General features: G+C 59.4%; 25 protein-coding genes and 1 pseudogene. 6 read left to right on the top strand and 20 right to left on the bottom strand.

All coding sequences use genetic code 11. The features are described 5' to 3' along the window. Positions 1-39: 39 nt before the first annotated feature. The 5 genes from G8770_RS19440 to G8770_RS19420 form a co-directional block, all read right to left on the bottom strand. A complete protein-coding gene (locus G8770_RS19440) occupies positions 40-897 on the bottom strand; it encodes a DUF4392 domain-containing protein (protein ID WP_167190979.1) in 858 nt (285 codons plus the stop codon). A gap of 270 nt (positions 898-1,167) precedes the next feature. Then, on the bottom strand, positions 1,168-2,106 hold the full coding sequence (locus tag G8770_RS19435) for a 5-oxoprolinase subunit C family protein (protein WP_167190975.1): 939 nt from the start codon (positions 2,104-2,106) through the stop codon (positions 1,168-1,170). Beyond that, the gene (gene pxpB / locus G8770_RS19430; RefSeq protein WP_208022381.1) at positions 2,103-2,852 is read right to left on the bottom strand and encodes a 5-oxoprolinase subunit PxpB; all 750 of its coding nucleotides are present in this window, start codon (positions 2,850-2,852) and stop codon (positions 2,103-2,105) included. Before pxpB ends, G8770_RS19435 begins: the two co-directional genes overlap by 4 nt. Then, on the bottom strand, positions 2,849-3,583 hold the full coding sequence (locus G8770_RS19425; protein WP_167190972.1) for a 5-oxoprolinase subunit PxpA: 735 nt from the start codon (positions 3,581-3,583) through the stop codon (positions 2,849-2,851). Before G8770_RS19425 ends, pxpB begins: the two co-directional genes overlap by 4 nt. 27 nt (positions 3,584-3,610) lie before the next feature. Beyond that, positions 3,611-4,399 carry a putative hydro-lyase gene (locus G8770_RS19420; protein ID WP_167190968.1) on the bottom strand — a complete coding sequence of 263 codons (789 nt, stop codon included), beginning with the start codon at positions 4,397-4,399 and terminating at the stop codon, positions 3,611-3,613. Between the two features lie 460 nt (positions 4,400-4,859). Between G8770_RS19420 and G8770_RS19415 the strand changes: the two genes are divergently transcribed. Continuing rightward, positions 4,860-5,201, top strand: a complete 342-nt coding sequence (locus tag G8770_RS19415; RefSeq protein ID WP_167190965.1) for a hypothetical protein — start codon at positions 4,860-4,862, stop codon at positions 5,199-5,201. A 93-nt stretch (positions 5,202-5,294) separates the two neighbouring features. On the opposite strand, the gene G8770_RS19410 is transcribed toward G8770_RS19415, so the two are convergent. Together G8770_RS19410 and G8770_RS19405 are read right to left on the bottom strand one after the other, a co-directional pair. Continuing rightward, entirely contained in the window at positions 5,295-5,888 is a 594-nt protein-coding gene (locus G8770_RS19410; RefSeq protein ID WP_167190962.1) for a 2-hydroxychromene-2-carboxylate isomerase, read from the bottom strand. Between the two features lie 37 nt (positions 5,889-5,925). Continuing rightward, on the bottom strand, positions 5,926-6,678 hold the full coding sequence (locus G8770_RS19405; protein ID WP_167190960.1) for an SDR family oxidoreductase: 753 nt from the start codon (positions 6,676-6,678) through the stop codon (positions 5,926-5,928). A 162-nt stretch (positions 6,679-6,840) separates the two neighbouring features. On the opposite strand from G8770_RS19405, the gene G8770_RS19400 reads away from it, so the two are divergent. Beyond that, complete coding sequence (locus G8770_RS19400) at positions 6,841-7,407, top strand: winged helix-turn-helix transcriptional regulator (RefSeq protein ID WP_167190957.1); 567 nt, start codon at positions 6,841-6,843, stop codon at positions 7,405-7,407. Between the two features lie 56 nt (positions 7,408-7,463). Here the strand turns inward: G8770_RS19400 and G8770_RS19395 are convergent, their stop codons facing one another. From G8770_RS19395 to G8770_RS19360, 9 genes and pseudogenes are all read right to left on the bottom strand, one after another. Beyond that, on the bottom strand, positions 7,464-7,775 hold the full coding sequence (locus G8770_RS19395; protein ID WP_167190955.1) for a sulfurtransferase TusA family protein: 312 nt from the start codon (positions 7,773-7,775) through the stop codon (positions 7,464-7,466). Between the two features lie 79 nt (positions 7,776-7,854). Continuing rightward, the gene (locus G8770_RS24440; protein ID WP_279537193.1) at positions 7,855-7,980 is read right to left on the bottom strand and encodes a hypothetical protein; all 126 of its coding nucleotides are present in this window, start codon (positions 7,978-7,980) and stop codon (positions 7,855-7,857) included. Next, positions 7,977-9,149 carry a formate dehydrogenase subunit gamma gene (locus G8770_RS19390; RefSeq protein WP_167190952.1) on the bottom strand — a complete coding sequence of 391 codons (1,173 nt, stop codon included), beginning with the start codon at positions 9,147-9,149 and terminating at the stop codon, positions 7,977-7,979. Before G8770_RS19390 ends, G8770_RS24440 begins: the two co-directional genes overlap by 4 nt. Positions 9,150-9,167: 18 nt before the next feature. After that, the gene (gene fdh3B / locus G8770_RS19385) at positions 9,168-9,776 is read right to left on the bottom strand and encodes a formate dehydrogenase FDH3 subunit beta (RefSeq protein WP_167190949.1); all 609 of its coding nucleotides are present in this window, start codon (positions 9,774-9,776) and stop codon (positions 9,168-9,170) included. Positions 9,777-9,791: 15 nt separating this feature from the next. Next, a complete protein-coding gene (locus tag G8770_RS19380) occupies positions 9,792-12,677 on the bottom strand; it encodes a formate dehydrogenase subunit alpha (protein WP_167190946.1) in 2,886 nt (961 codons plus the stop codon). Positions 12,678-12,766: 89 nt separating this feature from the next. After that, a complete protein-coding gene (locus G8770_RS19375) occupies positions 12,767-13,000 on the bottom strand; it encodes a hypothetical protein (protein ID WP_243760582.1) in 234 nt (77 codons plus the stop codon). A 41-nt stretch (positions 13,001-13,041) separates the two neighbouring features. Beyond that, the gene (locus G8770_RS19370) at positions 13,042-13,653 is read right to left on the bottom strand and encodes a TorD/DmsD family molecular chaperone (protein ID WP_167190943.1); all 612 of its coding nucleotides are present in this window, start codon (positions 13,651-13,653) and stop codon (positions 13,042-13,044) included. Between the two features lie 154 nt (positions 13,654-13,807). Continuing rightward, positions 13,808-14,479: a DUF3306 domain-containing protein gene (locus G8770_RS19365; protein WP_167190940.1), complete on the bottom strand. Its 672-nt coding sequence runs from the start codon at positions 14,477-14,479 to the stop codon at positions 13,808-13,810. Beyond that, positions 14,479-15,009 (bottom strand): annotated as a pseudogene (locus G8770_RS19360) (DUF3305 domain-containing protein); the annotation flags it as partial. The pseudogene G8770_RS19360 and the gene G8770_RS19365, both read right to left, overlap by 1 nt. Before the next feature lie 250 nt (positions 15,010-15,259). Here G8770_RS19360 and G8770_RS19355 point away from each other — a divergent pair. The 4 genes from G8770_RS19355 to G8770_RS19340 all read left to right on the top strand — a co-directional run bounded on the left by G8770_RS19355 (position 15,260) and on the right by G8770_RS19340 (position 19,479). Next, on the top strand, positions 15,260-17,239 hold the full coding sequence (locus G8770_RS19355) for a 4Fe-4S dicluster domain-containing protein (protein WP_167190933.1): 1,980 nt from the start codon (positions 15,260-15,262) through the stop codon (positions 17,237-17,239). Between the two features lie 106 nt (positions 17,240-17,345). Then, positions 17,346-18,191: an Mrp/NBP35 family ATP-binding protein gene (locus G8770_RS19350; protein ID WP_167190930.1), complete on the top strand. Its 846-nt coding sequence runs from the start codon at positions 17,346-17,348 to the stop codon at positions 18,189-18,191. After that, positions 18,188-19,006, top strand: a complete 819-nt coding sequence (locus tag G8770_RS19345; RefSeq protein ID WP_167190928.1) for a biotin/lipoate--protein ligase family protein — start codon at positions 18,188-18,190, stop codon at positions 19,004-19,006. Before G8770_RS19350 ends, G8770_RS19345 begins: the two co-directional genes overlap by 4 nt. Further along, on the top strand, positions 19,003-19,479 hold the full coding sequence (locus G8770_RS19340) for a DUF6505 family protein (RefSeq protein ID WP_167190925.1): 477 nt from the start codon (positions 19,003-19,005) through the stop codon (positions 19,477-19,479). Before G8770_RS19345 ends, G8770_RS19340 begins: the two co-directional genes overlap by 4 nt. A gap of 97 nt (positions 19,480-19,576) precedes the next feature. Here the strand turns inward: G8770_RS19340 and G8770_RS19335 are convergent, their stop codons facing one another. The 4 genes from G8770_RS19335 to G8770_RS19320 all read right to left on the bottom strand — a co-directional run bounded on the left by G8770_RS19335 (position 19,577) and on the right by G8770_RS19320 (position 22,903). Beyond that, a complete protein-coding gene (locus G8770_RS19335) occupies positions 19,577-20,839 on the bottom strand; it encodes a molybdopterin-binding protein (protein ID WP_208022380.1) in 1,263 nt (420 codons plus the stop codon). A gap of 11 nt (positions 20,840-20,850) precedes the next feature. Continuing rightward, positions 20,851-21,366 (bottom strand): molybdopterin-guanine dinucleotide biosynthesis protein B, encoded by a 516-nt coding sequence (mobB, locus tag G8770_RS19330; protein ID WP_341771179.1) that lies wholly within the window; start codon positions 21,364-21,366, stop codon positions 20,851-20,853. 2 nt (positions 21,367-21,368) lie between these two features. Then, positions 21,369-21,956: a molybdenum cofactor guanylyltransferase MobA gene (gene mobA, locus G8770_RS19325; protein WP_167190919.1), complete on the bottom strand. Its 588-nt coding sequence runs from the start codon at positions 21,954-21,956 to the stop codon at positions 21,369-21,371. Between the two features lie 77 nt (positions 21,957-22,033). Then, positions 22,034-22,903, bottom strand: coding sequence for a formate dehydrogenase accessory sulfurtransferase FdhD (locus tag G8770_RS19320; protein ID WP_167190916.1), 870 nt, complete (start codon positions 22,901-22,903; stop codon positions 22,034-22,036). Positions 22,904-23,036 lie beyond the last annotated feature (133 nt).

Raw genomic sequence — 23,036 nt, 5'->3', positions numbered from 1 at the left:
GTTTTTAAGCCGGGTTGCGACACCCCTGCCGGTGACCGGTTACGCCTCGGCAAACCCGGTCAATACTCGCAATTGCTCAATCACACTGATGCCTTCAGTTAGCGGCATGCCATCTTCGGTGAGTGTGTTTAAACGGGTTACGCCGTCCACACTGCCGTGGTCCGACAGGTATTGCAGGATGGCGGTAGGGTCGATGTCCGCCAGTAAATCCTGTTGATGCCACCATCCCAGCAGAGCAATGAGGCCGTGTGCGGCCCAGTTGGAAACGTCAGCGATGACCAGTTCGGTGCAGGTGGTTGCTGCCGGAACAATGTCCAGATTTTTCAGGGCGTCCTGAATGTTGCCCATACCGATTTCGTTGCCGCCGTCGCCGATGGCGATGGTGGGGCAGTCGGCCTGTTGCATGAACGTGTCAAAGCAGGCGGCGCGGGGGCTGATGTCTTCGCCGCGCATGTTGTAGTAATTGCCGTCGGCGGCCTGGCCCGGGCGCTCAATGGAAATGATCAGCTCCGGTTGCAGTTGTTGCAGGGCTTGCTGAGCTTCCTGTTCGCGTTGGTCGTGTGGACCGACCTTAATTTCATGCACCCGAAAGGTATCCGCCATGGCCGTGGACAGTGGCGCGCCACAGACGATGACCGGCTGTGCGCCGAGTGTTTCCAGAGCGTTATAGAGGGCTATGGCACCCACGGGGCCGTCCGTTTCAAAAGTATCGACGACGGGAAAACCGGTGCCGATTAACACTGTGCCTTTAATGTTGCGCATCAGGCGCGCGGCACGGCGGTAATAGCCAGGCATCAACGCGCTCTGCACCAATTTCATGCCGCGAGGGTTACGAGCGACCAGCAGATCTTCGATTTGCTGGCTCAGGGTTTGTTCATCTAGCGCGTTCTGGTTCATGCTGTCTCAATGTGTTGTCAGGTTAAAGCTGCCCGCAATATTGAATTGCAGTTTTTCACTGTCGCTTGGAGTTGTAGCTCTAATGACAGTGTTCAGTGGCAAGCTTTTGTTACAAAGTTTAACGACAAATTAGTAGCTACAAATGGTAACTACAAATAATAACTACACAGTGCAACTACAGGCAGTTGTTATGGTGTTTGTCGTGTTTGGTGCGATTGTCGCATCAGGGTGTCTTTCGCTTTAGCGTGTCTTGCCTTTTAGGAGACATCCCTAGTTTTCCAGTTCCAGCAGTTGCGCGCGCTGAAAACGGCTGTGTGCCAAATGCAGGGCATTGTGGGCACAGTGAATAGTGATCGGATGAAAGCTGACGTTGTCGCCGGGCATCAGTTGTGCCAGCTTGGCCAGATCGACCGACAGGACCGAACCAATTTTGGGGTAACCGCCAATGGTTTGCCGGTCGTTCATTAAAATAATGGGCTGGCCGTCGGCGGGCACCTGAATAGCCCCGAGGCAAATACCCTCGGACAGAATGCCTTCAATGTTGGACTTCACGTGTGGGCCGGTGAGGCGATAGCCCATGCGGTCACAGCGATCACTGACGGTAAAGCTGTTGTGAAAAAACAGGCGTTGCTGTACCGGGTCAAAGGTGTGTTCCTGATAGCCGGGAATCACTCGCAAGGTAACCTCTTTGCGGTATTGGGGGCGCTCTTCTTCGGGCACACTCCAGCAGTTACTGCGGGTATCTTCGGCGCATTTGACCGTGTCACCGGCGGTCAGGGCTTGTCCATTGAGGCCGCCGATGCCTTCGCGTACCACGGTGGCGCTGCTGCCAAACGAGGGCTCAACCTGAAAGCCGCCGCTGATCGCAAGGTAGGCGCGGCAGCCGTTTTGGCTGTAGCCCAGCTCCAGCGTGTCACCGGGCTGCAGGTGATGCGTACGCCAGCGTTCGGCTTCGCTGCCGTTGATGGACACGGGCATTTCGGCCCCGGTGACCGCAATGCGGGTGGCGCATTGCGCCTGTACTTTTAAGCCGCCCACGCTGATTTCGATGGCGGTGGCACCGGCGTTGTTTTCGCACAGGCGATTGGCCCAGTGAAACGCCAGCGGATCCATGGGGCCGCCGTTGGTGAGGCCGATCTGATGCTGACCGAAACGGCCGGCATCCTGCAGCGATGACAAGATGCCGGGGTTGAGAATAGTGATGCTCATGCGCCCGCTCCTTTTTTCAGTTCAGCGCCTTCTGTTGTCGGTGCCGGTTCGGGCAGTTCGCCGCCGAGGGATAAAAAGTCATCCCGGCTGATGCTTTTGAAGCGCACTCGGTCACCCACAGACACCGGCATGGTGGGTTCGGCGCCGGGGTCAAACATGGGGGTTGGACAGAGACCAATTAAATTCCAGCCGCCGGGGGAGACGGCAGGATAGACGGCGGTTTGCCGGTCGGCAATGGCGACCGCGCCTTTGGGCACCTTTTGCCGCGGTGTTGCCAGTCGCGGAGCCGCAATGCGCTCATCCACCTGGCCGAGGTAGGCAAAGCCCGGTGCAAAACCGATGGCATACACCCGGTATTCGGTGCTTTGGTGGAGGTCGATCACGTCCTCTATGCTCAGTTCGGCGCGGTCTGCCAGGGCGGCCAGATCGGGGCCGGACTCTTGTGAGTAATAGACCGGCAGTTCCACCAAATGGCCTTCGGACGCCGAGACTTCAGCGACCTGCTGAGTAGCCTGGTGAATGGCCTGGCGCACAGACATTTCATCGGTGAGCAGAGGGTTAAACAGCACCAGTAGCGAGGCGTACGAGGGGACCAGGTCCACCAGCGTTTCTCCCATGAGTTCGGGCAGGCGTTGAGCGGCCTGTTGCACCCGGGCAGAAATTTCCGGGCTGGTGACTTCGCCGAAATAGACGATCAGCGAGCTTTCGCCGGCGACGTGAATTTTCATGCCTGTATCTGGGTTCATGACTGTATCAGTTTCCGAATGGCTTCAATGGCTTGCACGCCTTCCATATTGTCTCCGTGCACACACAGGGTGTCGGCCACCAGTGGCAGCGTGTGGCCACTGACGGTGGTGATGGTGCCCTGCTCGTTCAGTTGCTTGACCTGAGCCAGCATTTTTTCCTTGCTGTGCACGGCGCCGGGTTGGGTGCGGGACAGGAGCTTGCCGTCGTCGTCGTAACAGCGATCGGCAAAGGCTTCGAAATACAGTTCTATGCCACGCTCTTGCGCTTCCTGGCGGTGCAGTTCGGCCTGCGGTGTGGCTTGCAGCATTAAGCGAATGGGCAAATGAAAGCTGGCAATGGCTTCCATGATGGCGTGACGGACGCTCTCTCGGGCCATCATGTCGTTGTACAGTGCGCCGTGGGGTTTGACGTACTCCAGGCTCAGCCCTGTCGATTGGGCCATGCCGCCCAGTGCCGAGGTCTGGTACATGATCATGGCTTTGATTTCATCGGCAGAACAGTTCATGGAGCGGCGGCCAAAGCCGACCAGGTCCGGGTAGGCGGGGTGGGCGCCGATGCGTACACCGTGCTCTTTGGCCAGTTCGAGGGTGCGGGTCATGATCAGCGGGTCACCGGCGTGAAAGCTGCAGGCAATGTTGGCCTGATCGATGTGGGGCATGACCGCGGCGTCCATCCCCATGGTCCAGGAACCAAAGCTTTCACCGAGGTCACAGTTTAATAAAAGTGGCATCATTAATCTCCTTGTGCAAAGCGACGGTTAGAGGATCGCCAGACGGCTGTTGGGCAGGTCGGTGACCACCATGCAGCCGGGGCTGTGGGTAATGCAGAACGGCGGTTTGGCGGCCATGATGGCGGCCTGCGGGGTTACGCCACAGGCGGTAAAGACCGGGTATTCGCCGTCGTTGATGGTGACGCTGTCGCCGTAATCGACCTGATTGATGTCGGCAATGCCAATCGCGGCAGGATCGCCAAAGTGCACGGGAGCCCCGTGAACCGACGGAAAACGTGAACAGATCTGGATCATGCGGATGGCGTCCACCGGTTTGAACGGACGCATGCTCACCACCATGTTGCCATGGAAACGACCGGCGGGGCGACAGGCCAGGTTGGTGTTGTACATGGGCACGTTGCGGCCCTCGCTGAGGTTGCGAATTTCCAGGCCGTCGGCGAGCAGGGCCTCTTCGAAAGAGAAGGAGCAACCGATCAGGAAGGTCACCAGGTCTTCGGTCCAGATGTCGCTGATGTCATTGACTTCGCCAGTCAGCTCGCCGTTTTTCCACAGGCGGTAGCTGGGGACATCGGTGCGGATGTCAAAGTCCGGGCCAATGCCTTCAATATTGGTGTCACCGGGTTGAGCCGCCATGCCAACGATGGGGCAGGGTTTGGGGTTCAATTGGCAGAATTGCAGGAACTCAGCAGCCCAGTCTTTGGGTAAAATGGCGACATTGGCCTGCACGAAGCCTTCGCAGTAGCCGGAGGTGTTGCCCGTGTGTTCGCCGGAGCGAACTCTGGCACGCAGTTGACTGGGAGTGAGTGGGGCAGACATAAGCCTTCCTTAAAAATCGGTAATTCGGAATGATATAAACTATCTCTGTCTGCCATTCTCTGACTGTCGAATCGAGCTGTCCAATTCAGTTTTTCTCTATTCTTGATAAATTTATGTTATCAGTATTGGTCGGTTGAGGGGAAATATCCAGAAATAATCCTTTCTGGAGACTTTCGGCAGGTGATTTTTCGGATTTTATTTATCAGTGATGGTGGTGGCCGTGCGGTGGCGGGCGTGTGATATTGCGCCAGATAATAAGCTCGGCCCGGCTTGCTGCCCATCGCAATGATCCGCTGGTGCCATAGCTTCTACACTTTAGGTTAGAGCATGGCTCAGGGGTAGAGCTTGGGTTCCGCCGCTGGCGTTTGTCACGGTGCCCTGACGTGCAAAGTGTTAAACCGGGATACTTATTGTTCAACCGTGTGTGCAACACCGTGCCCGAGTGACGTGGAGGTAGATCATGGAAACTCTCGATATAGAAGGCTGGTATCAAGAGGCCGGCAAGAGCCGTCCGATTCATATTGATCATATGCAGTTCAGGCTCAGCGGCAGAGATCATCTGAACATGGAGCAGGCGGAAGAAGCGCTGCTTGCCTCTGAGGAAAAGGAGCGTTTTGTGGATGCCGATCTAACGACTCTGGATCTGCAAATGACCCCGGACTGTGGCCCGCTGTCGGATTGCCAGTTTCGGGTGTACATCAATTCCAGCGATCAACGGGGGCATTTTCACCTGGTCGGTCATCGTGCCAGTGACCACGGCCTGGTCTACTCCAATGCGATGATGGTCGATCAGCTGCAGTAGTTGAGCCTGGGGTAAGCCTGTAAGGAAACCAGCATCTGAGAGGGCCTTCCATACATGGGAAGGCCTTCAGTGCTGAATAAGAACAGCATAGCCTCAAGCTTGTTGAAGAATCTCTTCAACAAAATCCAGTCGATCCTGACCAAAGAACATCTCGTCCCCCAGAAAAAGCGTCGGTGCGCCAAATGCGCCGCGCTTGACGGCGTGCTCGGTATTGTCGATCAGTTGCTGCTTGATGGCTGCGGTCTGCGACAGTTCCAGCAGAGGCAAAGGGTTCAGTCCAGCCTGTTGCAGGTGCTCCGCCAGCACTTTGGGGTCCCCCAGGTTTTTCTCCTGCTGCCACAAGCTATTGTAGATCGTGTCCATAAAGCGTTCCTGCTCGCCCAGCTGCTGGGCGGCGACAGCACCACGCATCAGTTGCAGCGTGTTGATGGGAAAGAACGGGTTAAAGCGCATCTCGACCTGGTAGCGCTTGGCAAAGCGGGGAAGATCCTGCTCCATCATGTACTTGCCCTTGGCCGGGATGGTGACGGGCGAGGTGTTGCCCGTGGCCTTGAAAACACCACCCAGTAACATGGGAATGGCGTTAACCTGCAAATCGTATTGCTGTTGTAACTGTTGCAGGCGCTTGTAAGCGAGAAAGGCGGTGGGGCTGCCAAAATCAAAATAAAAATCCAGCGTGGTCGTCATAAGGTGTCCTCTTTCAGGTTGCAGTGCGGGTTTGCTGTTACCAGGTTTCTTGCCAGGGGCGCACGTCCAGCTCGAAGGTCCAGGCATTGCGCGGCTGCCGGTACAGGTGAACGTAGTTGTCCGCCAGGTCGTCTGGCCGGACGATGCCGTCCTGTTTTTTCAGCGCTTGCGCCTGGGGCACGTTGTCCATAATCCAGGCGGTGTCGACGGCGGCGTCGATGACGACGTGGGCGACGTGAATGTTTTGCGGCCCGAGTTCTCGCGCCATGCTCTGAGCCAGCGCGCGCAAACCGTGTTTGGCGCTGGCGAACGCGGCAAAGCCGGCGGCACCGCGAACACTGGCGGTAGCGCCGGTAAAAAGGATCGTGCCCCGCTGCCTGGGTACCATGTAGCGAGCCGCTTCGCGACCACTGAGAAAGCCGGCAAAGCAGGCCATTTCCCAGATTTTGAAAAATTTCTGACTGTCGGTTTCCAGAATCCCCATCGGCACATTGGCGCCAATGTTAAACACCACCACGTCAATTTCCCCGATGGCCGTTTCAATCTGTTGAAACAGGTCCCGCACCTGGTCTTCCTTGCGGGCGTCACAGGAAAAGGCGTGTGCCTGGCAGTGGTTGCCTTTGAGTTCGTCGATCAGGGGTTGCAACTTGTCGCCATGACGTCGGGCGGCGCAGACGATGAGGCCTTGTTCGGCAAACTTGCGCGCAATGGCGCTGCCGATGGCATCGCCGGCACCGATCACCAGGGCGATCTTGGGTTTTGCTATGGGGGTGTTGGAAGCATTGGGCATGGTGAGGCCTCTGTAGTGGTTTGCGGTGATGATTGGCGTTTACTGATTTATAAGTTCCATTTTGAAACCGACAATAAGTTTCAAAATGGAACCTGTCAATTTATAATGATCCGATGTCGGGAATGCCTTACATTTTGGCGGAAATTTACAGGAGAGTAGCCAGTGCGTTGGGAAGATATTGATCAGCAGGTGTGCTCCGTGGCCAGGACCCTAGCCGTGGTGGGGGATCGCTGGACGTTATTGATTTTGCGGGATGCGTTTTTGGGCACCCACCGGTTTGAAGATTTCAGGCGTCAACTGGGGGTGAGCCGGCATCGCTTGACTGAGCGGCTGAACAAACTGGTCGATACCGGAGTATTGGAGAGGGTGCTGTATCAGCAGCGTCCGCCGCGGTATGAGTACCGTCTGACCGCCAAAGGCCTGGATCTGCACGGGGTGGTGTTGATGCTCGGGGATTGGGGCAATCGCTGGTGCTCGGATGAATCGGGTGCGCCGGTTGAATATCGGCATCGCACTTGCGGTCAGCTGGTGCGACCGATGTTAAGCTGCAGTGAATGCGGTGAGCCCATGGCGCCGACCACCGTGAGCCCTGAAGTCGGACCCGGGTTGCAGCAGGCACTGGCGTGCGGTGTGGGCATGTTTGCGGAGCTGGGCGAGGGCGTTGAACTGCATGAAAAGCTGCCGCCGCTGTTGTACAAGTCTCTGACGCGTAAGCCCGAGGCTAGTTGAAGTCTGCCTGCGGGGTGGCGCAGACTGTGGAATCGCATCGCCATTTGTTGGGCTTGTCAGGGCGTTTGCCGCGACGCCAAACAGATGCGATAGCGGAGCACACCTGCACCCTCTTCACGGATCCATTCAATCCTGTGACCGGTCAGCTCACACAGCGCCTGCAAGTCCCGGCGGCCACTGGGGTCGTCGGCCAGGAACTCGACCCGGGTACCGCCAGGCAAATCCTGTGTGCGTTTTTTAAAACGCAAAATAGGCAGTGGGCACAGCAAACCGACGGCATCGATTTGCAGTAACTCTGTGGTGTGTACCCGGCTTTGCGATAGCACTGTTTGCGATACCACTGTTTCCGATACCACAGTTTTCGCCATGGTTTTCGCCATGGTTTTCGAAACCGCGGTTTGAGATGCCGGGGGTGGTTGTAGGTCTTTTTGTGGTGGCGCGGATGAATCAGTCAAGACGCACACTCGTACTGCTGGTTTGCTCCGCCGAGGACCAGCCGAACTGGTCCAACACCAGCGGGGCGACAACGGCAATCACCAGGGCTGCCACAAATGCGCAAATCATCACCTTCACGTTGAGCCTCCTTTGCCGGGTTTGGCTTCGACCTCAGCCACCCAGAGATCGTGGTGTTGGCGTGCCCACTCGAGATCAACCCGACCGCTGCCCATGGCATCGTAGGCGCCTTCCATGCCGACCGTGCCGATATAAATGTGGGCGATGATGGCCACCATCAACACGAAGGCCACAATCGAGTGCCAGAGGTTGGCGTACTGCATCTCTTCGTGGGGTGTCAGCACGGTGGGCAGGTCGGTGCCCAACAGACTGTTGATGAGGGCAAAGGTCTTGGCAAACATGTGCAGTTCAAAGGGGAACAGCAGCGACAGGCCCGACAGCGAGACGGAAAAACCCAGCAACATCACTGTCCAAAACACAATTTTCTGACCGGCGTTGAACTTCTTCGCAGAAGGGTGGGACCTGGAAAAGATACCGCCGCCCGCCTTGAGCCACTGCCAATCCAGCTTGCCGGGGATGTTGTGCACCACCCACAGGCAGAACGTCAGCACCAGCCCCAGCATGAAGGCCCACGCAATGTTGTTGTGGATCCATTTGGAACCGGCCGCCAGCGCCGCAAAGACCTCGGGCCCCAGCAGCGGCAGCAGCAGTTTGCGCCCCATCAAGGTAATCAGCCCGGTGATGCCCAGCGCTATAAACGAGCCCGCCAATAGCCAGTGGCCAAAGCGTTCGATGGCCTTGAAGCGCTCAATCGTAGTGCCTGCCGGGCCGCCCTCAATCCTGATTTTGCCGCGCACCAGATAAAACACCAGCAACAGGGCCAGCATAGCCAGCAGGGCACCGCCGCCATAATTGATCATCGGTCCCTGGCGTAGCTTATACCAGGGCATGCCCCCGTCCTGAATCAGCACGTCGGCGGCGGGTCCGCGGGCCTGGGTGGTGAGGGCAATCTTGTCATAGCGAATGGCGCGATAGATGTCGGCATTGGACAGCCCACCGAGGGTGCCCAAAGGCGCAGTGATCGGCGTCGCATTGGCGGCATTGCCCAGGTTTTCCGAGCGAAAGCGCTCGTCCATTTTCAGCTGTTCCTGACGAGCCAGGATATCTTCCAGCGTCTGGGCGCCCCCGGTAGAGGATCGGTCAACCGCAGGGGCCTCGTCCGCCCAACCCGGGTTAATCGTCAGTGTCGTCAGTGCAACAGCGATGGCAGCAAACAGTTTCAAGTTCATGAGAACACTCCGGCCAGCTCAGCGACCTTTCTTCTCGTAGGCCGTGCCCCATCCCCAGGCCCCTGAACCGAAACCCCGGCTCACCACGCGCTGGCGATAGATGTCGGCAACGTCGTTGCCGTCCCCGGCCAGCAGCGCTTTGGTTGAGCACATTTCGGCACACAGCGGCAATTTGCCTTCAGCAATACGGTTGCGGCCGTACTTGGCGAATTCGGCTTCTGAGTTGTCTTCTTCAGGTCCCCCGGCACAGAACGTACACTTGTCCATCTTGCCGCGGCTGCCAAAGTTGCCCCCTTGGGGGAACTGTGGCGCGCCAAAGGGGCAGGCGTAAAAACAATAGCCGCAACCAATACACAGATCTTTGGAGTGCAAGACGATGCCGTCTTCTGTCTGGTAGATGCAATCCACCGGACAAACGGCCATACAAGGGGCGTCTGAACAGTGCATGCAAGCGACCGAAATCGAGCGCTCACCAGGTTTGCCGTCTTCGATGGTCACCACGCGCCGGCGGTTGATGCCCCAGGGAACCTCATGCTCATTCTTACAGGCCGTTACGCACGCATTGCATTCGATGCAGCGCTCGGCATCGCAAAGGAATTTAGCCCGTGCCTGTCCTTCTAGTGCCATGGTCTACACCTCTCTTTATGCTGGCGCAATCGAACACAGGGTGGCCTTGGTCTCTTGCATCTGCGTGACCGAGTCATACCCGTATGTTTGAATGGTGTTAGTGGATTCGCCCAACACAATGGGGTCGGCGCCTTTGGGGTACTTGCTCCTTAAATCCTTGCCCTGTAAGTAGCCGCCGAAGTGGAACGGCATAAAGGCCACGCCCTCACCGACGCGCTCGGTGATCATTGCTTTCACCTTGATGCGCCCGCCTTCAGGGCCGGACACCCACACGTCTTTGCCGTCGCGAATGTCCAGGTTATTGGCGTCGCGCGGATTCACCTCGATAAACATGTCCTGCTGCAGTTCCGCCAGCCAGGGGTTGGAGCGGGTCTCGTCACCGCCCCCCTCATACTCCACCAGGCGCCCAGAGGTCAGAATAATGGGGAACTTTTGGCTGAAGTCGTTCTTTTGAATGGACTCGTACAGCGTCGGTACACGCCAGAATGTCTTGTCGGCATAGGTCGGGTAATCTTTGACCAGATCGCGACGCGAGGTGTACAGCGGCTCGCGGTGAATCGGCACGGGATCCGGGAAGTTCCAGACCACGGCACGCGCTTTGGCATTACCAAAGGGAGCGCACTCGTGCTTGATCGCTACACGCTGTATACCGCCTGACAGATCGGTCTTCCAGTTGGTCTCGGGACCCGCAATGGCATCAATGGTGGCGCGTTCTTCGGCACTCAGGTCTCCATCCCAGCCCAGTTCCATCAGCATCTGCTGGGTGAACTCCGGGTAGCCATCTTTGATCCCGGAATTTTTCGAGTAAACGCCGTCAGCCAGCAGGCTGACACCGTCGCGTTCGACACCAAAGCGGGCGCGGAAAGTGAGACCGCCCTCGGACACCGGTAGCGACATGTCGTAGAGGTTCGGGGTGCCCGGGTGGTTCATCTCGGGCGTGCCCCAGCAGGGCCAGGGCATACCGTAGATATCACCATCGCAAGGGCCACCCACTGCGCGCAGGGTGGTCTTGTCAAATTGGTGCTGGTTCGCCATGTGCTTTTTGAGGCGCTCGGGCGATTGCCCGGTGTAGCCGATGGTCCACATACCACGGTTGAATTCGCGGGTGATGTCCTCAACCACCGGTTCGTCGCCTTCCAGCGCAATGTTGCGGAACATGCGCTCAGTGAAACCGAACTTGTCCGCAAACAGCTTCATGATTTCGTGGTCAACCTTGGAGTCAAACAGGGGTTCGATGACTTTTTCACGCCACTGCAGCGACCGGTTGGACGCGGTGACGGAACCGATGGTCTCGAACTGGGTGGTCGAAGGCAGTAGATAGGCGCCGTCTTTACGGTCGTGCAACACCGCCGACACAGTGGGGAAGGGATCCACGACCACCAACAGGTCGAGTTTTTCCATGGCTTCCTTCATCTCCAGCATCCGGGTTTGCGAGTTGGGGGCGTGCCCCCAGAGCACCATCGCCCGGGTGTTGTCGGGTTGCTCCAGGTTTTCCTTGGCTTCCAGCACGCCATCGATCCAGCGCGACACGGGAATGCCCTTCTCGTTGATCATGGGTTTGACGGTGCCGTCTTTTTCCCACATGGCAAATCGACCTTTCAGCCACTCCAGGTCTTCTTCCCAAACGCGGGCCCAGTGGGCCCAGGAGCCATCGGCCAGGCCATAGTAGCCGGGCAAGGTATCGGCCAGGACGCCCAGATCGGTCGCACCCTGCACGTTGTCGTGACCGCGGAAAATGTTGGTGCCGCCGCCGGCAACCCCCATATTCCCCAGCGCCAATTGCAGTATGCAATAGGCGCGGGTGTTGTTGTTACCGTTGGTGTGCTGGGTCCCCCCCATGCACCAGATCACGGTACCTGGGCGATGGTTAACCAGGGTGCGCGCGACACGCTCGAGTTGCGCCCCGGGGGCCCCGGTCACACGCTCCACTTCCGCCGGGTGCCAGCGTTTCACCTCTTTGCGAATGTCATCCATACCGTAGACGCGGGTGCGGATGAACTCTTTGTCTTCCCAGCCGTTTTCAAAGATGTGCCAGAGGATGCCCCAGGTCAGCGCGACGTCGCTGCCGGGCCGTAACCGCACATATTCATCCGCGTGCGCTGCGGTGCGCGTGAAGCGCGGATCACAGACGATAAACGGCGCGTTGTTTTCCTCCTTGGCTTTTAATATGTGCAGCAGCGACACCGGATGCGCTTCCGCGGGGTTGCCGCCGATCAGGAAAATCGCTTTGCTCTTGTGGATGTCGTTGTAGGAGTTGGTCATCGCACCGTAGCCCCAGGTGTTGGCGACGCCGGCTACCGTGGTTGAGTGGCAGATACGGGCTTGGTGATCGACGTTGTTGGTGCCCCAGTAGGCGGCAAACTTACGGAACAGGTAGGCCTGTTCGTTGCTGAACTTGGCACTGCCGAGCCAATAGACGGAGTCGGGTCCGCTCTCTTCGCGGATTTGCAGCATTTTGTCGCCGATTTCGTTGATCGCCTGATCCCAGGAGATCTTCTGCCACTGGCCGTCGACCATTTTCATCGGGTGTTTCAAGCGCCGTTCCCCGTGCGCGTGTTCACGTACCGAGGCGCCTTTTGCGCAGTGTGCGCCCAGGTTGAAGGGGCTGTCCCAGCCGGGTTCCTGGCCGGTCCAGACACCATTCTGAACTTCAGCCATAACGGTACAGCCGACCGAGCAGTGGGTACACACGGACTTTTTAACAACGATTTCACCGCCCGCTGTCGACGGGGTTTCAGCCTCAACGCGGGTCGACCTCAGTGACAAAGCCGCCAGGCCACCGACGGCAACGCCAGAGGCCGCTAAAAATCCACGGCGGTCGATCGTCGTCGCAGCGAGAGATGAAAGTAGAGAGCCTGCACGGGCGCTTTTCGCGACGCCGTTGGTTTTCTTTCTTAACATATCGGGCACCTCTGTTATTATTCTTCTCGTTTTCTACTGGCCATGCCACCCTCCGGGGCATCACGCCACCGGGGATGTCTCACACGTCTTCAAAAACGAGCCGATTCCAGGTATTTACGGGTGTGCTCTGTGTCACGCAGACCGCGGCTTCGCGGGACTTTGGTCACCATCTTGGCTGCGGCGTTTGGTGCCACTGCCGCCGCAACGATCGCCGGTGCCGCCGTTACGGCCATGCGCAAGAAACGGCGCCGGCTGTTTTCACCCTTTTGGGTGCCCTTTATTTCATTCTTTAGGCCGTCCATGGTTTCATTTTGGGTGACCATCGGACACCTCCAGTTGAGTTAGGGAATCGATCCGTTGCCGGTTATTCAAGGGCAAACGCCTCACTTTCAACGGCCATAAAAGCCCGACCCAGCGCGCCCACAGGCGCATAAAAAAGTGCGGTTTGCGCCTGTTCCAAATCGCTAAAAAACAGCGCCGCCCACTTTGCCAGGTGCCGGTCAAAAAAAGCTTTCTGTGACGTCACATCGCTGTCGCAAGCGAACTCGCCGGTGATGATGCCCGCCATGATTTCACACAGCGTGCCCAGATGATCTTCAGGTTCTTTAACGTCCTCACGAGCTTTGATGCCCCTGGTTCTCAGATCGCGGCGCAAATCCGCAAGGGGCTTCTCGTTCAGAAAACCGGTCAGGTAATAGCTGGCGTACGGCAGCAGTTCACCGCGACCGAGCCCGATGAACAGCTTGTTGAACTCCCGCTCGGCCTCATCCGGCGCGGTGCGTTTTGCCTGCACCGCCAGATCCTGTGAGGCGGACCCCACAGGGGTGTCATTACCCCGCAAGGAGGCCAGTCCCAGCAGAAGCTCACTGGACGGCGGACCGCCCAGCAAGACACCCAGTAACTGATACATTTGGGCTCGCGCAAGATCTTCCTCGTTGATCGAGCGAGGGCAGTGAACATGAGCCGTGCTGGTCAAGTTTTCATCCTGTGACGTGCGGTTCAAAGGAGTGCTGTCTAAATTTTAATCAACAGTATGGGTATAGACCTGATCGGACTTTGGTGCAACTCTGCCAGCAAAAGTTGGCAATTAATGGTCAGTCACAGTGGGTAATCGTCGTCAGTAACCACCGTCAGTCGAAACGCATCCGCGGACGATAGCGCGGTGCAGGTTGCCTTTCAGTCTGATGGGGTACCAGCTCGAAAGGACGCCTGTTGGCGGGGGAATCAATCTCTGTTTCGGACTTCGATCGGTGGGTGACGTCGTTGTCATCCTCCGGGGGGGCACTGGCTGCGACTGGGGGGGAGACGGACGTTGCGACTGGAGGGGAAACGGACGTTGCGACCGCGGGCGCGACAGACCCGGTCTGCCCTGCGAGGTGAACTTCGGTGTGTTCATCCGCCGCGGCGGTTTTATCCGTGTAGCCCTGGCCCACCTTGTACAGGGTCTGTAAGCCGCGGCTTGCGCTGGCGGCGCCGGAGAAGTCTTCATCGTAGTCATTCAGGCCGTCCAGCACCGCCAGCACGGGGTTGGATTTCCACAGCGCGTGGAGGGCCTTGCGGCGCAAATATTCCGGAATCTCTTGACGCATGAAGCCCTTAATGTCGGTACCGAGTTCAATGGTATCCGGGGCGGGCAAGTTGTACTTCGCCAACGTCTCGTGCTCAGGCAGGGCCTCATTGATGGCGAGCTCCTGTTCTTCGGGGGTAGGCCTGGGCTCAATGGCTGCAGGCGGACCCGACTCGGTCTGCTGGCGAGCTTCGTTTTTGGCGCGCGACCAGCGCTGTAAGCGTGACTCGGCCATCAGTGCGCTCTGGGTTTTTGCAGGCTGGAGGGCGCGCGGTAGACGTCGCTGTCCTGGCGAATGCGGGCATCGCCCTTGCCGTCCTCGAGACCATCAACGCTCAGCGTGTCGCGACGGCGCTTTTTAAAAGGCTCTTCGACATAGTGCATATCGATAAATTCTTTGACCCAGGCCGCCAAGGTGTCGGGAATCGGCACGGCTTCAACGATGCTCTCGCCACTGTCCAGCGCATCCTGCGCCTCATAGGCACTGGCGGTGATCGTGCTCACCCGCCAGCCTGAGGGGGAGCGCTTGCTTTCATCGCGATCCATGACGACCCACAGGGAAGGGACCGTCATGTTTAAGGAAATGAGATAGGCTTCCACGTCGGCGCGAAACAGTTCCATGGTCACCGTGCCTGCGTGGTAATCGACCGTCTCACCTTCGCGCACCAACTCTTTCCAGAACGCATCCGGCGCGCCGGGTATAACCGCCACCGGTTTCCAGGTCTCCCGCGCCCAGCGGGTCACCCCAGGCGAGCGGCGAACGACGGCACCGACGGGTAATTGGCGTTTCCAGTTCTCTATGTGACGGCTCATGGCAACTCTCTGATGTCTATTATTAAGCTAGCAGAGCGTTAATTATTCGGCTAGCGGAGGGTTCAATATTCGGCTAGCGAAGGCCAGGCAAATCGCCAGCGGTTCAGTCCGCGGCGGCGGCCGGTTCGACAAGCGTCCATAACTGCTCTTTACTCATAGAGACAACTATAAAGAGTCAGAAGTCCAAACGAGCAAAAGTCCAATGGTGGCACCCAAAACCCTGTTGTTATGCAGCTGCAATAAAACTCAGTCTTTTAACCCCAAGGCCCTGCAAGCGGCCGCGGACGCTGAGCAAGTGGTCGTGGTGGATCAACTGTGCGGCCAGGATATGACTACCACGGCCAGGCATCTGAGTGGCGGTGACGAATTGCTCATTGCCTGTGGTCAGCAGGCGGCTTTATTCGAGCGCCTGAGTGAGGAAATCCACGCTGAAATTGAACATTCCGCACCGTTGAGTACCATCGACATTCGCGACCGTGCGGGCTGGAGCGCACCGGACGCCAACCCCGGACGCGTACACGCCAAGCAGGCGGCCTTAATTGCTGCGGCCCGGCTGCCGGCGCCGCAGGCACCCGTCAAAACCATTCACTCAAGCGGTGTCTGTTGCATCGTCGGCCCCACCGAGGCGGCCATCAGGATGGCCGAGCTGGTACAGGACGAGCTGGGCGTCACCTGTGTGGTCAATGATGCGGGGCCGATCCTGTTGCCCTCCGCCGGTTACGACGTGGCCCGGGGGCGCTTGTCGGCCGCCCGTGGCGCGCTCGGCAATTTCACATTGGAATTTGCCCAGTTGCAAACCCTGAATCCCGCCGGCCGTGGTGCCTTGGGTTATGGCGAGGTGAAAGCCACCGCCCGCAGTGAGTGTGACGTGTTTATCGACCTGCGCGGCGGCGAGCCCGCGTTTCCCGGTTATCAAAAGCGCAACGGCTATTTTTGGGCCGATCCGACCCAAACCGGGGAGTTGGAGCGTATCGCTTTGACGGCCAGGGAGCGGGTCGGTGAGTTTGAGAAAACCGTGTATTTCAAGCTGGAAGCCTCGTTGTGCGCGCACTCGCGGGCGAACAAAAGCGGTTGCACCCGTTGTCTGGCCGTGTGCCCCACCGAGGCCATTGTCTCCGCAGGGGACCACGTGCACATCGATTCAGACATTTGCGCCGGCTGCGGCGCCTGTGCGGCGGTCTGTCCGACGTCTGCCGTGACCATGAACGAAACGCCGTTTGAGGCACTGACTCAGGCCCTGGACGTCATGGCCAGCGTCTATCGCGAGCAGACCGACGAGGCCCCGCGACTGGTGTTTCATACCCTGGGTGCCGGTGCCGACAGCATCGCCCGGCTCGCCCGCTATGGCGATGGGCTGGCGGACGATCTGATTCCGCTGGGGCTGGCGCATGTGGATCGTATCGGCCATGCCGAGCTGCTGGCTGCGTTAGGCGCGGGCTACGCCGAAGTCTTGATACTGGTGGACAACGACACCGACCGCCAGGCCGTGGCCGCCGAGGTTGAGCTGGCCCGGGCCATGCTGGAGGGGGCTCAACAGGCTCCCGGCCGGGTGCGGGTGATCGCCGCCGAGGCTCTTGGTGCCGCCGGGGATCACCCCGGGCGCGTGTGCGAACCGGTGTTGCTGGTGGGTGGCCGCCGTGACGTTACCCGGGTCACGGTTGGCGCCATGGCGGACCCGCTCGACGCGCCGATCCCCCTGCCGGTGGGCGCACCGTACGGCGCAATTGAGATCAATGCCGACCAATGCACGCTCTGTCTCGCGTGCGTGTCACTGTGTCCCACCGGAGCCCTCGGCGACCATCCGGACCGGCCAGAGGTGCAGTTCACCGAAAATGCCTGTGTGCAATGCGGCGTTTGCCAAAGCACCTGCCCCGAGTCGGCCATCACGCTGCAGCCCCGCCTGGATGTGTCGAAGGACGCGCTCAGTGCGCGAGCCTTGCACGGCGAAGACCCGTTCGAATGCGTCCAGTGTGGCAGGCCCTTTGGGGTCGCCAGCACGATCAACCGCATCGTTGAAAAACTGCAAAACCAGCACTGGATGTACACCAGCGCGGATCAGGTACAGCTCATCAAAATGTGTGACGATTGTCGCGTCAAGGCCCAGTTCCATGGGGAAAACGCGCCCATGGCGGGGGGGGAACGCCCACGGGTTCGCACCCGTGATGACTATCTGGACCGCTGAACACTCAGCAGGCATAAACAGTCAGCAAGGCATGCTTCGCAGAGCACATGAAGCAGGACCTTTTTAACACGACACATTTAGCCGGACATTTTTAACAGGACATCGCATGGTTCAATACGTTGACGCTGCCAAGGGACCCCTGATCGGGACCGACGCGCCCCGGCCACAGGACAAAAACCCGCCGGGGGTTGAGCGCATCATCGCCATCGCCTCGGGCAAGGGCGGGGTGGGCAAGTCGACCGTGGCGTCCAATCTGGCGGTGGCACTGGCTTCGAAAGGTCTTAAAGTGGGCCTGCTGGACGCTGACGTCTACGGTCCCAGCCAGCCTCGCATGCTGGGTGTGTCGGGTCGCCCGTCCAGCCCCGATGGCCATACCATTTTACCCCTGCGCAATCACGGCGTGACGCTGATGTCCCTGGGCCTGATGACCTCGGAGGACGAAGCGCTCGTCTGGCGCGGGCCGATGCTGATGGGCGCCCTGCAGCAGATGATGAACCAGGTGGACTGGGGCCGGCTGGACGTGCTGCTGGTGGATCTGCCCCCGGGCACCGGTGACGTGCAGATGACCCTGAGCCAGAAATTCTTTGTCGCCGGCGCCATTGTGGTCTCGACCCCGCAGGACATTGCTCTCATGGATGCGCGCAAAGGCATCGACATGTTCCAGCGGATGGACGTGCCGCTGTTGGGCCTGATCGAAAACATGGCGTCTTTTGTCTGCGACGGCTGCGGCAAAGAGCACCACCCCTTTGGATCCGGCGGCGCCCGGGCCGAGGCGGCAAAGCTCGGCGCGCCCTTCCTGGGGGAAATTCCCCTCGATCTGGATATCCGTGTCGGCTCGGACGGCGGCGTTCCGATTGTGGTGTCCAAGCCGGCCAGCCCCCAGGCTCGGGTCTTCCTGCGCATCGCCGCGGACATTATGGCCTCTGATGCTTACGCCCGGGCCGTGCTGTGATTGAGGCACCGCAGTTTCCACCGCTGTTCTCGGGCGAGGTGGTCCCCGCGCCCGTGGACCCTTTCGACAAGGCCGTCAGCCAGGCCATCGCCGGCATCGATGCCGGCACGATTTTTTACTCTGAGGGCCTCGATAGCTTGCGCGCGGCCCTGGTGTTGGCGCCGGAAACACCGCTGGAAGACGCGATTCAGGCCGTCTATGTCGTCCAGCTCGGCCTGGCCGAAAGTCTGGGGGCGCTGGCCCCGGCCGAAGTGCCGGTACAGTTTCAATGGCCAGATCGCATCAAGGTCAACGGTGCGGTCTGCGCATGCGTTCGCTTTGCTGCGGATGTGTCAGCCCCCCGGGCGCAGCCTAACTGGCTGGTCATCGGCATTGAGGTGGCGTTTATGCCGTCGAGTGACGAGCCCGGTGAACACCCGGATCAAACCTGTCTGTACGAGGAAGGGTGTGGTGATATCGCCCCCATGGCGCTGCTGGAAAGCTGGTCCAAACATACCCTGTGGTGGCTGACCTGCTTTATGGACAGCGGGTTTGAGCGCGTCCATCGCGAGTGGCGGGCACGCTGTGACAGCCTGGGTGACAGGGTCGATCAGCCAAAGACCGGACTGTTGGTGGGGCTGGATGACAAAGGTCGGATGCTCTTGCGCCACGGGGGCATCACCGAGACCTTGAGCTTGATCGACTTCGCCGAGCCAGCGGCCAGGACGCTGGGCGCTATGACGCCGAGCACTGGGAAACCGAGCGCCGAGAAACACCATGCCAAGAGCCCGAGGGCGGAGAAAATGAGCACCGATGACACCAGGGGTTCCCTATGAAACTGGCCCGTACCCTGCGACTGGATGAATCCGATGAAAAGGTGTTTGACCTGCCGGCCGCCAGCGGTGAATGGGCCATCTCGGGCGGGTTTGAGTTCTCCAACTGGAGCGAGGCCGATCTGACCGGTAAGGCGCGTCAGGCGTTCAGCCACGGCTGGTACAGCATCGAGTCAGGTGGGCGCGCCAGTGTAATTGGCGTTTGCAACATCACAGAAGCCGAATTGGAGCAGCTGCGCCAAACACTGGCGCAGACCTTTATCGAGTGTTACGGCGCGCCGGGTATTGACGCGGCCTACCCGGTCGCCTGCGAAGAAATCCTTCAGATGCGCAGTATGTGTGAGGACTTCGAGGAGAACACCCTGTTGCTGGTCAGCCGCACGCTGACCCCGTTAGGGGTTGAGGAAACCTATCGCTCCCGAGCCCCGCAAGCGGCCTCGCTGGAGGCTTTTGCGGTGCACGGCAGCTATGAATAAATACCGCGATGAATCAATACAACTATGAATCAATACAACTATGAATCAATACAACTATGAATCAATACAACTGTGGAGTGATTACAGCTTCGGATGATTACAAGCCGAAGCTGCTATAGGGAATAAACCGCACGGGGGTTCCCGGTTCGATCTGCCGAGCGCCTTCGTCCAGCTCCACCAAACCCTCGGACCAGGCCAAACCGGTCACCCGGCCCGAGCCTTCCGAGCCGAAAACCTCGACCTGGCCCTGGCGGATCCGGGCGCGCAGCATCTCGCTGCGGCCCGGTTTCTTGCGCTTGGAAAAGTTGGCGGGCAGGTCATAGCCCTGGGGTTCGAACCACTCACCACCGGCCAGCAGCGCCATCGCCGGCGTGCCAAAGCGCAGCGCACAGACCCAGGCCGCCACCGGATTGCCCGGCAAGCCCACCACGGGGGTCCCCTGGAACATGGCCAGCGCCAGCGGCCGGCCGGGTTTGATCGCGATGCGCCAGTTGCTGATGTCACCATGGGCTTGCAGCGTTTTCGACACATGGTCTTCGTCGCCGGCCGAGATACCGCCACTGGTGAGGATCAGGTCGCACTGCGCCGCGCCGCGCTCCAACGCCGCTTGCACCTCTTCAGCCCGATCCCGCACATGGCCCAGGTCCACCACCTGATAACCCAGCCGCGTCACCAGGGCACTGAGCATCGGGTGGTTGGCGTCATAAATTTGCCAGTCGGTGACCGGGGCCCCAACGGGCTTGACTTCATCCCCTGTGGATAACACGCCGACGCGCAGTCGCTGATAGACATCGACCGCCTCGACCCCCACGCTGGCCAGGACGGCAATCTGGGTTGGCGTCAAGCGGCTGGCCGCCGTGAGAATCCGCTCCCGGGCCTTGATGTCCTCACCGGCTTGACGGCAATTGGCGCCCGCTTTTAATGTGCCGTTCAAATGCAGCTGCTGGTCGGTGACTTCGCAGTCCTCTTCCAGCACCACCGTATCGGTGCCGGTTGGCATCACCGCACCGGTGAGTATCCGGATCGCGTGGCCCTCGGGTACCTGACCGGTGTAGGGCGCGCCCGCCGCGCTGCGACCTTCCACCAACGGCATGACACAGGGCACCTGGGTGATCGGGCCCGCAAATGCATAGCCATCCACCGCCGAATTGCTGCTGGGGGGATGCGCGCGGGGCGCGTACACATCGCTCGCCAACAGCCGGCCGTTCAGCTGTGCCAGCGGCACTGCGCGATCCACACCCACCACCGGGTGCAGGCGCGAGCGCAAGCGCTCGAGGGCTTCGTCCACCGGCGTCCAGTTCACCCCGGGGGGCAGGGCAAAACAGTCGTTACGCAGTTCGTTGATCGCCTTTTCGTTCATGCCTTTTCCATTCATGGCTTGCCGCTTGAGCGCTTGCCGGGGGAGGATGCGCCAACATTCAGGATGAAATCGGCGATGGCCGCGACTTCGTTGACATCAAAACTCGGCCCCGCAAAGTCAGGGGCATAGTCCGTGGCCAGCGCCATTATGCTGGGGTCGTTCAGGTACAGGGGCGCCTGTGTGCACGCCTGCCGGTGCACTTCGATCTTGGGGTGTGAGTGGGCTTTGAACCCTTCCACCACGACCCAGTCGCAGGGGCCCAGTCGGGCCAGCAGCTCATCCAGTGTCGGCTCGGCGCCGCCGCGCAGCTCGTGCATGATGGCGAAGCGCTGCCCGCCGGCCAGCAGCACCTCTTGAGCGCCGGCATCGCGATGACGGTAGCTGTCGGTACCGGGCTGGTCTACATCCACCCCGTGATGAGCATGCTTGATCGAGTTAACCGTCAACCCCCGGCGGCATAGCTCAGCAATGAGTGCGCTCGCCAGGGTGGTTTTGCCGCAGTTTTTCCAGCCGACGATGCCAATCACGTTCACGGCAGGTGCTGCTCCGCCCAGGCCAGATCTTCCGGCGTATTAATGTTGAAAAAATCGTCCGGACCAAACAGCACCAGCGACTCGCCCTGGGCCTGAGTCCATTGGCGAATTTTACGCACGCCGTCGTGCAGGGCGGCTCTCAGGTCATGGCGTAAGGCGACCTGCCAGCGGCCAAAGGTCGGCTGGGGCAGCCGGCCTCGCTCAGGGTCTGGTGTGGCCGCCAACACCACCGGGGTATCGCGCTCGGCCAATCGTGCCACCAGGTCACGCGGGAACGCGGGGGTATCGGCAGCGACACTGATCAGCCACTCATGCCCGTGCTCGGCGGCCCAATCCATGCCGGCCAGTACGCCGGCCAGCGGGCCCGGAAAATCGGCAACAGAGTCGGCCACCACGGGCAAACCCAGATCAGCAAAACGACTCGGGTCGCCATTGGCGTTTAACACCACCTGGTCCACCTGCGGCGCGATACGATCAATGACGCGCTGGATCAATGATTGATCGCCCAACATCAATCTGCCTTTGTCGCCACCGCCCATACGGCTTGCCTGACCGCCGGCCAGGATCACGGCGCATTCACTCATGCGGCGTTCCTCTCGGCCCGGCTGCGTTATTCTCAGTCTCAATCATGTTGCCCGCTTCCCAATCATGTTGCCTGTGCTCAGTCATGCCGGGCACTTTTGCGCTGCATTTTTCTGTCCTCATCCGGCACCAGCGACAGGTCTTGATCAAACACCAGACGGTGCTGACCACTGAGGCAGGTGAATTTTTTGCCGCGCATCCGTCCGATCAGCGTCAGCCCAACCTGCTGGGCAATATCGACACCCCAGGCGGTAAAACCTGAGCGGCTGATGAGGGTCGGAATACCCATCAGTGCGGTCTTGATCACCATTTCCGAGGTCAGGCGGCCCGTGGTGTAGAGGACTTTATCGGCCGCCGGTACGTCTTTTAAGTGCATCCAGCCGGCGATTTTGTCGACCGCATTGTGACGTCCGACATCCTCCATGTAGGCCAGGATCTGACGGCCCTGACACAGGGCGGTGCCATGAATGGCCCCGGTTTCCATATACAGGCTGGGGGTGTGGTTAATCTGGTAGGAGAGATCGTAAAAGGTACTGGTGTGCACCGGTGTGTCCGGCAATGACAGCCCGTCAAGTCCGGCCATCATGTCACCAAACACGGTGCCCATGGCGCAGCCCGAGGTGCGGGTTTTCTTGTGCAGCTTGTCCTCCACATCGGTGACACCGGCGGTGCGGACCACCGCGACTTCGAGCTCTGCGTCGACATCTATCCGGGTGACCTGGTCGGTCTCACTCAGCATTCTTTGATTCAACAGAAAGCCCAGCGCCAGATACTCCGGGTAATCGCCGATGGTCATGGCCGTGACGATTTCCTGGCGGTTCAAATAGATGGTCAGCGGGCGCTCTTCGATCACGCTGATCGACTTCGGTTGGCCGCTTTCATCAATACCTTTTACGGTGCGTGAAAGCCGGGGGTCGGTAGGGGTGGGGAGCAGAGGTGCCGTTGTCATTATTGTTACAGCCCGATGTTGTTACAGCCCGATAGTGTTAGAGCCCGTTCGGGCATGTGCTCACTTGAGTCTAGCAGACAGTTGGTTGTCGTTGTCGAGGCCGCGATTGCCACCGACAATGTATTGCCACCGA

This window comes from Pseudomaricurvus hydrocarbonicus (assembly GCF_011602365.1).
GTDB lineage: Bacteria > Pseudomonadota > Gammaproteobacteria > Pseudomonadales > Cellvibrionaceae > Pseudomaricurvus > Pseudomaricurvus hydrocarbonicus.
Note: the sequence above shows the minus strand (reverse complement) of the source record. Positions and strands in the feature narration are given on the sequence as shown.

What these genes read in the sequence shown, in the direction of transcription:
- G8770_RS19440 (WP_167190979.1), bottom strand. Translation starts at nt 897, where the DNA reads ATGAACCAGAACGCGCTAGATGAACAAACCCTGAGCCAGCAAATCGAA.
- G8770_RS19435 (WP_167190975.1), bottom strand. Translation starts at nt 2,106, where the DNA reads ATGAGCATCACTATTCTCAACCCCGGCATCTTGTCATCGCTGCAGGAT.
- pxpB (WP_208022381.1), bottom strand. Translation starts at nt 2,852, where the DNA reads ATGAACCCAGATACAGGCATGAAAATTCACGTCGCCGGCGAAAGCTCG.
- G8770_RS19425 (WP_167190972.1), bottom strand. Translation starts at nt 3,583, where the DNA reads ATGCCACTTTTATTAAACTGTGACCTCGGTGAAAGCTTTGGTTCCTGG.
- G8770_RS19420 (WP_167190968.1), bottom strand. Translation starts at nt 4,399, where the DNA reads ATGTCTGCCCCACTCACTCCCAGTCAACTGCGTGCCAGAGTTCGCTCC.
- G8770_RS19415 (WP_167190965.1), top strand. Translation starts at nt 4,860, where the DNA reads ATGGAAACTCTCGATATAGAAGGCTGGTATCAAGAGGCCGGCAAGAGC.
- G8770_RS19410 (WP_167190962.1), bottom strand. Translation starts at nt 5,888, where the DNA reads ATGACGACCACGCTGGATTTTTATTTTGATTTTGGCAGCCCCACCGCC.
- G8770_RS19405 (WP_167190960.1), bottom strand. Translation starts at nt 6,678, where the DNA reads ATGCCCAATGCTTCCAACACCCCCATAGCAAAACCCAAGATCGCCCTG.
- G8770_RS19395 (WP_167190955.1), bottom strand. Translation starts at nt 7,775, where the DNA reads ATGGCGAAAACTGTGGTATCGGAAACAGTGGTATCGCAAACAGTGCTA.
- G8770_RS19390 (WP_167190952.1), bottom strand. Translation starts at nt 9,149, where the DNA reads ATGAACTTGAAACTGTTTGCTGCCATCGCTGTTGCACTGACGACACTG.
- fdh3B (WP_167190949.1), bottom strand. Translation starts at nt 9,776, where the DNA reads ATGGCACTAGAAGGACAGGCACGGGCTAAATTCCTTTGCGATGCCGAG.
- G8770_RS19380 (WP_167190946.1), bottom strand. Translation starts at nt 12,677, where the DNA reads ATGTTAAGAAAGAAAACCAACGGCGTCGCGAAAAGCGCCCGTGCAGGC.
- G8770_RS19375 (WP_243760582.1), bottom strand. Translation starts at nt 13,000, where the DNA reads ATGGTCACCCAAAATGAAACCATGGACGGCCTAAAGAATGAAATAAAG.
- G8770_RS19365 (WP_167190940.1), bottom strand. Translation starts at nt 14,479, where the DNA reads ATGGCCGAGTCACGCTTACAGCGCTGGTCGCGCGCCAAAAACGAAGCT.
- G8770_RS19355 (WP_167190933.1), top strand. Translation starts at nt 15,260, where the DNA reads ATGGTGGCACCCAAAACCCTGTTGTTATGCAGCTGCAATAAAACTCAG.
- G8770_RS19350 (WP_167190930.1), top strand. Translation starts at nt 17,346, where the DNA reads ATGGTTCAATACGTTGACGCTGCCAAGGGACCCCTGATCGGGACCGAC.
- G8770_RS19340 (WP_167190925.1), top strand. Translation starts at nt 19,003, where the DNA reads ATGAAACTGGCCCGTACCCTGCGACTGGATGAATCCGATGAAAAGGTG.
- G8770_RS19335 (WP_208022380.1), bottom strand. Translation starts at nt 20,839, where the DNA reads ATGAACGAAAAGGCGATCAACGAACTGCGTAACGACTGTTTTGCCCTG.
- mobA (WP_167190919.1), bottom strand. Translation starts at nt 21,956, where the DNA reads ATGAGTGAATGCGCCGTGATCCTGGCCGGCGGTCAGGCAAGCCGTATG.
- G8770_RS19320 (WP_167190916.1), bottom strand. Translation starts at nt 22,903, where the DNA reads ATGACAACGGCACCTCTGCTCCCCACCCCTACCGACCCCCGGCTTTCA.